We start from the raw sequence: 9,586 nt of genomic DNA, 5'->3' as shown, positions 1-9,586 counted from the left end.
CGAGTGGAAGCGATCTGTGCGTGAATGGCACCGCGTTAAAAGCCAACTCGCCATTATGTTCGAAGAACGCTTTCCCATGGCGTAACTAAAGGCGCCAGGGCACAAAATTACGCACACTCCCGCGGCCTTTGTGCCGATGGACCCTACCTATCCGAAGACAACTCTCGACATCATGGCAAAAGACAGCGGCGCCAAAATCATTCTAACAGATCCCGACGCTCCGCTGTTCAATTTGGTGACGCTGGCATTAAGCTACGAACAAATGCAAGAGCGCCAAGCGTCCGCCCCAGATCGCGGCCATATGAGCGAGCACCGGAACGCCTATATTCTATTTACGTCCGGCACCACAGGGCGCCCTAAAGGTGTTGTGGTATCCCAGGCATCTCTCGCCGCTCACGCCGCAGCCGTCACTAAGCTGTTCGATCTATCTCCTGAAGATCGGGTCTTGCAGTTTGCAAGCCTCAGCTTCGACGTCGCAATCGAAGAGATCATTCCGACGCTTCTTTCTGGGGCCGCTTTGCTGCTCCGCAGCCCTGAAATGTCCCAATCTATCTCAGCATTTCTGCAAGCCTGCGAGACACATCGCATAACTTTGCTCAACCTACCAACGGGCTTCTGGGTGGAGCTTACCCTTTTCTTAAAAACCCATGATAGCCTTGTGCCGCCTCATCTGCGCATGGTCATCGTAGGAGGTGAGCGCGTCCCCCTATCGATCTTGCGCAGGTGGCGCGATATCGCGCCTAAGGTCAGATGGATCAACGGATATGGCCCTACAGAAACCACCATCACGTGCACGGCTTATGAAGTAACGGATGATCGCCCTTTGCGGCATTCTGTTCCGATCGGTCGCCCGCTTGCACACGCCTGCGCATGGGTTCTGGCCGCCGATGGGTCTTTCGCTCCAATGGGGGCTCAAGGCGAGCTTTGCATTTCCGGCCCCGCTGTCGCCGAAGGCTATGTGATTGATGAGGATGCGAGGCGCACAGGTTTCCAAACCCATAAGGGCACTTTAGCGGGACGCAGTTACCGCACCGGGGATCGGGTGTACTGGCAAGACGGGCTTTTGAACTTTGTTGGGCGGATGGATCGTCAGCTCAAAGTTCGGGGCTTCCGGATCGATCCCAATCAAATCGAAAGCCTGTTAGAAGAGCGGCGCGACGTGGCACGTGCTTATGTTGCTGTACCAGATGACAAGACTGGAAGACTGGTGGCTTGGTACTCTGCGGCCCGTGCAACGGCCCCACCCTCAGAACAAGACATCCAAGCCGATCTCTCTCAAAAACTTCCTCCCCACATGTTGCCAGACCTCTCTTACGTAGAAACTTGGCCGCGCACCCCAGGGGGCAAGATTGATGTGGCAGCCCTCCCGATCCCCCAAGACGCGGTTCAGAGCCCAGAGACACAACTCAAGACCGACAGCCCCCATACCCGCCGGATAGCAGAACTTTTTGAAGCTGTACTGGAAACCAGCCCCGTTGCCGCAGACAGCTCATTTTTTGATCTCGGTGGCAATTCTCTTTCAATTCTGCGCCTCAACACCCTTCTGGAGAAGACCTTTGACACGCCCGTTGACCCAAGCTTGCTCTATCAAGATCCAAGCCCGGCTGGCATCGCAAAGCTGATCACAACCCAAGCCGAGGATCGATCCTGCGTCATCCCCTTACAACCTAAAGGAGGGCGCACGCCGCTTTACGCGATACATGCATTGGGAGAGAACAATTCCTTTTTCCTACCTTTGGCGAACGCACTGAACCCCAACCAACCCTTGTTCGGCATTACAATTGGGATACGCAAAGAAGGGCTGCCATCAACGGTTGAAGCCTTAGCCGCATTCTACGTAGAGCAGATCAACCAGCATCGGCCCAAAGGGCCAGTCTCCCTTGTGGCGGTATCGGTCAGCAGCTTCATTACATTTGAAGTGGCTCAGCAACTCCTCGCCGCAGGCCGCGATGTGCAGGCCCTAATATTCCTTGATGCCAGCGGACCTGATGGGCGCATCCGGAAAGGCCGCCTCGGGCATAGATGGGTGCATTTCAAAAACCTTCTCAAACAAGGCAAACCCTATTTCGACAAGCTTAAGCAAGAACGGCGCGGCGAAAGGCTTCATGCTGAAGAGATGGCCAGGCTAAAAGAAGCCGGCCCGGAAGGACCTCCTGCCTACGATGAAGCGCGCTCTGTTGCCCAGTTTGTCGCATTAAGCGAACTGGCCATTTCAAACTATGTACCAGCCCCTTACCCGCGCAAGCTCACCATCTTCAAAGCCGACGACCCTTTTGATGCCAAGGCCGTCTTCGCAAATGGACTTGGCTGGAAAAGCGTTGCAAAAGCCGGCTTTGATATAATCCAGGTCAAGGGCGGCCACATTACGATGCTGTACCCCCCTCACGTCGAAGAGTTGGCGCAACACATCACAAAAGCGCTTTGCGCCCCGGCGGCAAACAACGGGTTGGTGCTAAAAGTAGGATCGTGACAGAATGTGGCGGTGCAACTTTGGCTGAGGCTTAGGAACAGCTTTAATTCATATGCCTCTCTTAGTATTGCCTGGACGACAAACGACCAAGGCCCTTCATGCAACCCATAGACTCCAATAGCACCCTATTCTTACTACTTGATATCACTCGCATATTGCGACTGGAGTTTGAGCGAAAAATACAGAAAGCCGCACTCGGCATCACCCCAAGTGAAGCACGAACATTGGCAAATATCGCCCGCTTCGGCCCCTTGAACCAAAATAAACTAAGCGATCTAACGGGCTTTGGGGCAATGAGCGCCGCGCGCGTTTTGAAAAATCTTGAGGCCGCAGGCCTGGTGTCCCGCAGCGCTGACCCGAATGACCGTCGCGCCAAAATAGTTCAGGTCACCCAGAAAGCAGCCCCGCTCCTGACGGCTCTAAAAGACGTAGGGGAAGAGGTAGACGCTGTCACACGCGGTGACATGTCTCTCGAAGATTGGACGTCTTTGCAAAGCATGTTGCAGAAGGTACGCCAAACACAGCTAACCGCATATCGCAGCAGGCGCACAGCCGAAGACACGCCGGAATGAACTTGAGCGCGCTTTAAGTGCGACAATGCCCTGAAGAGCATTTACGGCTTCCAGTACTAAAAACGCAAAGAGTGCCGCCTAAAAAAACCCGCAAGCATAGCTCAACGCCAAGGGCTGTTGCATCTATCAAAGAGCGCGTAAAAACGCAGATAAGGTCGATTATAGTAACGGGTATATGATGCAGATAGAAGAAACGTCCCTGCCTGGCGTATTGATCCTGACCCCAACCCGCCACGGGGACGCACGCGGCTTTTTTAGCGAAAGCTGGAATGCTCAAACATTGGCCGCCGCCGGGATCAATCATCACTTTGTGCAAGACAACCACTCGTTATCGATGGCGCCCAACACCTTACGCGGCCTGCATTTCCAAACCCCTCCCCATGCCCAAACAAAGCTGGTGCGCTGTGGGAGAGGAGCGCTTTACGATGTGGCAGTAGATATCCGACATGGCTCACCAAATTTTGGGAAGTGGGTTGGCGTTGAGCTCAGCTTTGAGAATGGCCGCCAACTATTGATCCCGGCTGGCTTCATGCATGGGTTCATCACCCGCGCGCCGATGACTGAAATCATCTACAAATGCACCGATACCTATGCTCCAGAGTGCGATGCGGCCGTCCGCTGGGACGATCCTGCGCTCAACATTGATTGGGGCCTTGAAGGGGGCGCGCCGGTCCTGTCCGATAAAGACGCAACAGCGCCTCTTCTCGCAGAGCACGCCGCGCATTTTACCTGGGAGCGCCCCTCATGAAGTTGCTGGTCACCGGGGGAGCCGGTTTTATCGGGTCTGCCGTGGTGCGGCTTGCGTTGACCAGAGGGCATGCGGTGGTGAACGTAGACGCGCTAACCTATGCCGCCTGCCTCGATAACCTGAATAATGTCGCAGGTATGCCTGAATATGCCTTCGAACATGCTGACATCCGAGATGGCAAGGCATTGGCGCAGATCTTTACCAATCACCAGCCCGATGCGGTGCTGCACCTTGCGGCCGAAAGCCATGTCGATCGTTCCATTGATGGGCCTGGGGCATTTATCGATACAAATGTAACTGGCACATATTCCTTGCTGCAAGCCGCGCGGGCGTACTGGGAGGCGCATGGCCGCCAAACCAGTTTCCGGTTTCACCACGTCTCGACTGACGAGGTATACGGAAGTCTCGGCACCGAAGGATACTTTACCGAAGAGACCCCCTATGCCCCCAATAGCCCCTATTCAGCTTCAAAGGCAGCCTCCGACCATCTCGTGCGTGCCTGGAGCGAAACTTACGGCTTACCGGTTCTGATCACCAATTGCTCCAACAATTATGGCCATCATCACTTCCCCGAAAAACTAATCCCCGTGGTGATCCTCAACGCTTTGGCGGGCAAGCCAATCCCGGTGTATGGTACGGGCGAGAATGTGCGCGATTGGCTCTACGTCGATGATCACGCCGACGCTCTGCTGACAGTTCTCACAAAAGGCGCTCCCGGGCGGACTTATAATATTGGTGGCAATGCCGAAGCCCGCAACATTGATCTGGTGCGTCAGATTTGTACGCTGTTGGATGAGCTGCATCCAGCGGACCACCCCTATGCCGATCTCATCACCTTCGTCGAGGATCGCCCCGGTCACGATGCACGGTATGCGATTGACGCCAGTCGCATCCGAGAAGAACTCGGCTGGCGACCCTCCGTGACCCTTGAGGAGGGCTTGCGCCGTACGGTGACGTGGTACCTCAACAATCCCGAATGGTGGCAAGCGCTGCAACAGCGTGACGGGGTCGGCAATCGGCTGGGTCGAGCATGAGCCTGCTGGTTTTCGGCTCAACAGGGCAACTCGCCGCTGCGCTGCGCTCAAGCGCGCCAGATGCACTATTCCTCAATCGAGAAGCTGCCGATCTGACAAAACCCGATACATGTGCAGCAGCAATACATGCCGCACAGCCCTCAGCGGTGATTAACGCTGCAGCTTACACGGCGGTTGATCGCGCCGAGGAAGAAGAAGCGCTGGCCACTACCATAAACGCAACAGCTCCCGGGGCCATGGCGCGTGCCTGCGCTGACGCCTCTATCCCGTTCTTACATGTTTCAACAGATTACGTGTTTGAGGGCAGCGGGCAACGTCCCTGGCGCCCCGAAGACCCGGTTTCCCCTCTAAACGCCTATGGGCGCAGCAAGGCCGCGGGAGAAGCCGCGGTCCGCGCTGCAGGAGGAGCGCATGCAATCTTGCGCACTTCTTGGGTATTCTCCGCCACGGGCCGGAATTTTGTGACTGCCATGCTTGAGCTTGCACAAAAGCGCGACCAGTTGAATGTGGTGGATGACCAGATCGGTGGGCCGACCCCTGCGTGCGCTATTGCACAGGCCTTACTCAAAATGGCTGAAGCAATGATCGCGGGCCAAGGCGGCGGCACCTATCACTTCGCCGGAGCGCCCTTCGTAAGCTGGGCAGGCTTCGCGCGCGAAATATTTGCCTGCTCAGGGCAAAATGTGGCTGTCTCCGGCATACCCGCCTCCGCGTATCCCACAACAGCGCAGAGACCTTTGAACTCTCGGCTGGACTGCACCTCCTTGGAAGCAGACTTTGGCATTCAGCCGCCAGATTGGCGCGCTAAACTGGCTGAAGTCGTGGAAGAATTAGTCTAACGCAACTGCTGTAACCGAGGCAAAGTTTTGAAGCGTTTGAAGCCAAGCACCCTATAGAGTTGACCCGCCCCCACTCGTTCCCCATTCTAGCCGCCTCCGCCTACAGAATGGCACTCGACCACCCGATCGACTGAAGCTCTAATAGAAATAGGCCCCTGCATCGCGCGCATAGGCTTTAGAGGATATTTTCCATGGAATACAAACTCCTAGGCCCGAAGTGGGGCCCCGCGGAACTTGGCGAAGCTGGGGGAGTGGTGTACTGGAGCTTCGCCACTTCTCAAGGTGATATCATCAACTTTAGCGAAAGCATTACAGGTGCAGAGCAAAGAGATGTCATACGCCAAGCATTTCAGATGTGGGAAGACGTTGCAGACATTGATTTTATCGAAGTGTCTGACGATCGAGACGTCAATATCCGCCTCGGATATGAAGACATTGACGGTCCGGGCGGGACCCTTGGCCTTGCATATTATCGATATAGCAACACGAGCTTTATAGAAGCCGAAATCGGTTTTGACAGGGCCGAAATCGGGCGGCAAACAATAGAACAGTTCTTTGAAACCGCCATACATGAGGTGGGGCACGCGATAGGCCTTGACCACTCTGACGCCCCTAATTCGATTATGCTCCCCAGAGGCTATACTGGACCTGTTCTTAGCAGCGGAGACATTGCAGGCATTCAGGAAATATATGGCCCAAAGCCGAGCACAGGACCAGAAGACAACATATCGGTCAAAATCGGGACCCCAGCGGATGATTTGATGATCGCGACTTCTGAGATCGACACTTATAGCGGTCTAGAAGGAATCGATACCGTTAGGTTTGAAGGGCTCTCGGACTCCTTTCAGATAACCGATGGCGCCAATGCAAACACATTCACCGTTCGCAACCTCACAGATGACAGCCTGGATAGCTTGTTGAGCATCGAACGGTTACAGTTTGATGATGGGTTTATTGCTTTCGACGAGTTCGGCAATGCCGGGAAAGCTTACCGGTTGTACCAAGCCGCATTTGATCGAAAACCCGATCCACAAGGCCTCGGGTTTTGGATCGACAACTACGACCAAGGTAACGTCAACCTCGTTCAAATGGCTGAATACTTCATGCAATCTGAAGAGTTTTCAGGTGCCTATGGAAATCCGGCATCCCTCTCCGATCAGGCATTCTTAACACTACTCTACAATAACGTGCTGGACCGCGACCCAGACCAAGCAGGGTATGATTTTTGGACCGCGGAACAGGAAAAAGGGATCAGCCGCGCCGAAACAATGCAGTACTTCTCTGAGAGCACCGAGAATATATCCAAGACCACAGCGGCAATTGATGATGGTATCTGGTACGTTTAACAGCGTTGCCAAATTGCTGATGCGCTAGCTTCCACCACAGACCGATTAGCTCCCCCCACCCCAAAAAAAAGGGGGTGTCCGCAAACCGTGTTGGTCCGCAATGCGGACGGAGCGGACGTTTGACGGTGCTGCCTTTCAACTTGCTGCCGTGCTACTGGCTGACAATTGCAATGAAGATAGAGGGCTTTCCTATATGCCAGCTCAAGTAATCAATTGTCAGGTGCCACTTCCTAGGACCAGACCAGTTGTCGCGACAATTGCAGCAGTGTTCAAGCAGGGCCATGTTTTGTTGGTAAGACGAGCGAACCCGCCTGATGCTGGTAGATGGGGCTTTCCAGGCGGAAAAGTAGACCTCGGAGAGTCACTTGAGGAAGCAGCAGTTCGTGAACTGGCGGAAGAGACTGGAATACAGGCAACGGCGGAGCAGGTTTTTACAGCGGTCGATGCTTTCGACCATGACGAAAGTGGTGCCTTGCGCTACCACTACGTTCTCGTAGCTGTCCTTTGTTCTTGGGTTTCAGGGAAACCACTTGCCGGCGACGATGCCCTCGAAGCACGCTGGTTCCCGATAGAGAAACTGGGAGCTGCGGATCTTGCCCTTAGTCTTGATGTCGAAAAAGTTGCCAAGCTAGGCGCGCAAATTCAATCCAATCGTGCATTTGATCTTGGTTTCTGACCGTCCGTATAGGGCTCAAAACTGCCATCCACCGAGCTCGCAAGCAGGGCTGACGCCGAGCCTCAGGACGGACGGCAGCAGCGCGGAAGTCCCTGCCGTAGCGAGATCATAGCAGATGCCTGGCCCCACATCGGTAGAACCAAGCCAGAGCTATCTGATGCGAATATTGCGTGACAACCGCAACGCAACCGCCAAAGCCGCCATTCATGCTCAGTCCAGCAGCACGCTCACGTTCAATTTAGATCGGCGGGACTGCCGATGCGGTAAGCGAAAAAAGCCGTCGTCAGCGCCACGGCCAGAACCAGCAACGGGGCGATGGCATGGCTGAATTCGCCATGCGAGAGAACCGTGCCCGCGGCTCCAAGCATCACCAGGCTGGCGAGGCCTGCGCCCCAGAGCCGGGTCGGACGCCAAGCTATCAGCGCCGCCGCAGTCAATTCCAGCACGCCAGTGACATAGTGGAACCAGCCCGGATAGCCCCATCTTGCGTAATCGGCGAGGATGGTTTCGGAGGCGAAGATATTGCCGATCCCGCCCACGACAAAGAACGCGGCCAACAGCCAGGCAAGGACCGATTTCCAAGGAAGATTACGCATGTCGAGTATTGTCTCCGGGCAAGACGCCATGAAGGAAAGTAAATACCGTCTCGCGCACATGATGCGCGCGTTCGGCAGGAGAAAGCGGAGCAGTATGACCGGTCAGCGCGCGCAGTTGCGGGCCGGCCGTCAGCAGCAAGACGAACTGTTCGGCGCGCATTTCGGGCGACGGGCGGTGGCGTAATCCGGGCCGCCTACCAAGCCATTCAGCCAGGATTGCCGTGCCGGCCTCATGTCCCGACCGCAGGATGGCCTGCGCCAGGCCGGGGAAACGCTGACCTTCGGCGATCATCAGGCGATGCAGGGCCAGCGTGCGCGGCTGCAAGACGATCTCAAGCAGCCTTTCGCCAAACATCATCAGGGTCGGGCCGATCTCGCCCTCACCGATATCAAGATCCCGCAAGGGCTGGGCCTGTTCATCACACAACCGAGTGACGACATCGATGAACAGCCCCTGCTTTCCACCGAAACGACCGTAGACATTGCGCCGTGAGCCACCCACCCGGCCGATGAGTTCGTCGATTGACACACCTTCGTAGCCGCGTTCGAGGAACAGCTCTGCGGCCGTATCGGACAGCGCCTGAATGCGTGCCGCGCCATGCGCAGTTCGGTGAGTAACGGATTGCATGCCGGCCTGTCTGTTGGAAATCATATGGTAACATACCGTACCATATAGTTTAGGCAACCTTTATCAAATCATGTCGCACATGAGCAGGCGGAACGGCGGCTTTCGGGCCGCGCCTTCCGCGGCACTCGCGAACAGCTAGCCTTCCAGTTGCCTGGCTGAATGTCTCGGATGGGCTCGAAGCAGACCTCTGGGCGCATCCTGGATTACGATATGCGGACAATCCCCGCCGGGCGCACGCCCGCCAGCCGCACCTCCAGCCAGCGGATGTAGCCGCTGAGGTTCTTCGTGGCCGGTCCGCAGAAGGGCTTGATAAACTCTTTGTAGCGGGCGTGGAGCGAGTTTACGTTCTGGATGTGATAGCAGCGCGAAGCCACACGCGTGCCAGGCTTGCTGCCCACCAAGAAGTGCTCGTGACCGCCTGCTGCTGCGACGTTCTTGTAGCCGCTGGCCGTCGGAACAGAGCACGGCATCGCTCGGAACCAGCGGCTTCATGGCGCGCTCGAGCGTCACACTCTGGCGGTTCTGCAGGCGTTGGAAGAGGCGCGCGCCGCTGCGGTGGTAGTGCCCCACCCCGTGGTGTAGGAGGCCGCGCGCGAAGCCATTGGCTTAGCGCAGCGCGCGGCCGGGCTGGCGGCCACCGCGTTTCTTCGTAGTCTGAGGTTGCTCAAAGACCGACG

Annotated in this window: 10 protein-coding genes; 7 read left to right on the top strand and 3 right to left on the bottom strand. The window is 56.1% G+C overall.

The annotated features are described in order from the left end of the window. Positions 1–130: 130 nt before the first annotated feature. The 7 genes from ACGYLX_RS18795 (at position 131) to ACGYLX_RS18765 (ending at position 7,685) form a co-directional block, all read left to right on the top strand. Positions 131–2,470 carry an AMP-binding protein gene (locus ACGYLX_RS18795; protein ID WP_394451234.1) on the top strand — a complete coding sequence of 780 codons (2,340 nt, stop codon included), beginning with the start codon at positions 131–133 and terminating at the stop codon, positions 2,468–2,470. Positions 2,471–2,568: 98 nt separating this feature from the next. Then, entirely contained in the window at positions 2,569–3,042 is a 474-nt protein-coding gene (locus tag ACGYLX_RS18790) for a MarR family transcriptional regulator (protein WP_322346594.1), read from the top strand. 178 nt (positions 3,043–3,220) lie between these two features. Then, the gene (rfbC, locus tag ACGYLX_RS18785; protein ID WP_322346596.1) at positions 3,221–3,790 is read left to right on the top strand and encodes a dTDP-4-dehydrorhamnose 3,5-epimerase; all 570 of its coding nucleotides are present in this window, start codon (positions 3,221–3,223) and stop codon (positions 3,788–3,790) included. Beyond that, entirely contained in the window at positions 3,787–4,824 is a 1,038-nt protein-coding gene (gene rfbB, locus ACGYLX_RS18780) for a dTDP-glucose 4,6-dehydratase (RefSeq protein ID WP_394451232.1), read from the top strand. Before rfbC ends, rfbB begins: the two co-directional genes overlap by 4 nt. Then, positions 4,821–5,663, top strand: coding sequence for a dTDP-4-dehydrorhamnose reductase (rfbD, locus tag ACGYLX_RS18775; RefSeq protein ID WP_394403766.1), 843 nt, complete (start codon positions 4,821–4,823; stop codon positions 5,661–5,663). The genes rfbB and rfbD overlap by 4 nt, the downstream gene beginning before the upstream one ends. 191 nt (positions 5,664–5,854) lie before the next feature. Then, positions 5,855–7,009: a DUF4214 domain-containing protein gene (locus tag ACGYLX_RS18770; RefSeq protein ID WP_394451230.1), complete on the top strand. Its 1,155-nt coding sequence runs from the start codon at positions 5,855–5,857 to the stop codon at positions 7,007–7,009. 193 nt (positions 7,010–7,202) lie between these two features. Then, the gene (locus tag ACGYLX_RS18765) at positions 7,203–7,685 is read left to right on the top strand and encodes an NUDIX hydrolase (RefSeq protein ID WP_394451228.1); all 483 of its coding nucleotides are present in this window, start codon (positions 7,203–7,205) and stop codon (positions 7,683–7,685) included. 233 nt (positions 7,686–7,918) lie between these two features. Here ACGYLX_RS18765 and ACGYLX_RS18760 read toward each other — a convergent pair whose 3' ends face one another. The 3 genes from ACGYLX_RS18760 to ACGYLX_RS18750 form a co-directional block, all read right to left on the bottom strand. Next, positions 7,919–8,281, bottom strand: a complete 363-nt coding sequence (locus ACGYLX_RS18760; protein WP_394451226.1) for a DoxX family protein — start codon at positions 8,279–8,281, stop codon at positions 7,919–7,921. Further along, positions 8,274–8,933 carry a TetR/AcrR family transcriptional regulator gene (locus tag ACGYLX_RS18755; RefSeq protein WP_394451224.1) on the bottom strand — a complete coding sequence of 220 codons (660 nt, stop codon included), beginning with the start codon at positions 8,931–8,933 and terminating at the stop codon, positions 8,274–8,276. Before ACGYLX_RS18755 ends, ACGYLX_RS18760 begins: the two co-directional genes overlap by 8 nt. A gap of 179 nt (positions 8,934–9,112) precedes the next feature. Next, positions 9,113–9,379 (bottom strand): hypothetical protein, encoded by a 267-nt coding sequence (locus ACGYLX_RS18750; RefSeq protein ID WP_394451222.1) that lies wholly within the window; start codon positions 9,377–9,379, stop codon positions 9,113–9,115. Positions 9,380–9,586 lie beyond the last annotated feature (207 nt).

The sequence above is a fragment of the Sulfitobacter sp. 1A13496 genome, from assembly GCF_043557225.1.
In the GTDB taxonomy this organism is placed as follows: Bacteria; Pseudomonadota; Alphaproteobacteria; order Rhodobacterales; family Rhodobacteraceae; genus Sulfitobacter; species Sulfitobacter faviae.
The sequence above is the reverse complement of the archived record's forward strand: the minus strand, read 5'-3'. Positions and strand labels throughout refer to the sequence as shown.

What these genes read in the sequence shown, in the direction of transcription:
- ACGYLX_RS18790 (WP_322346594.1), top strand. Translation starts at nt 2,569, where the DNA reads ATGCAACCCATAGACTCCAATAGCACCCTATTCTTACTACTTGATATC.
- ACGYLX_RS18760 (WP_394451226.1), bottom strand. Translation starts at nt 8,281, where the DNA reads ATGCGTAATCTTCCTTGGAAATCGGTCCTTGCCTGGCTGTTGGCCGCG.
- ACGYLX_RS18765 (WP_394451228.1), top strand. Translation starts at nt 7,203, where the DNA reads ATGCCAGCTCAAGTAATCAATTGTCAGGTGCCACTTCCTAGGACCAGA.
- rfbD (WP_394403766.1), top strand. Translation starts at nt 4,821, where the DNA reads ATGAGCCTGCTGGTTTTCGGCTCAACAGGGCAACTCGCCGCTGCGCTG.
- ACGYLX_RS18770 (WP_394451230.1), top strand. Translation starts at nt 5,855, where the DNA reads ATGGAATACAAACTCCTAGGCCCGAAGTGGGGCCCCGCGGAACTTGGC.
- ACGYLX_RS18755 (WP_394451224.1), bottom strand. Translation starts at nt 8,933, where the DNA reads ATGATTTCCAACAGACAGGCCGGCATGCAATCCGTTACTCACCGAACT.
- rfbC (WP_322346596.1), top strand. Translation starts at nt 3,221, where the DNA reads ATGCAGATAGAAGAAACGTCCCTGCCTGGCGTATTGATCCTGACCCCA.
- rfbB (WP_394451232.1), top strand. Translation starts at nt 3,787, where the DNA reads ATGAAGTTGCTGGTCACCGGGGGAGCCGGTTTTATCGGGTCTGCCGTG.
- ACGYLX_RS18750 (WP_394451222.1), bottom strand. Translation starts at nt 9,379, where the DNA reads ATGCCGTGCTCTGTTCCGACGGCCAGCGGCTACAAGAACGTCGCAGCA.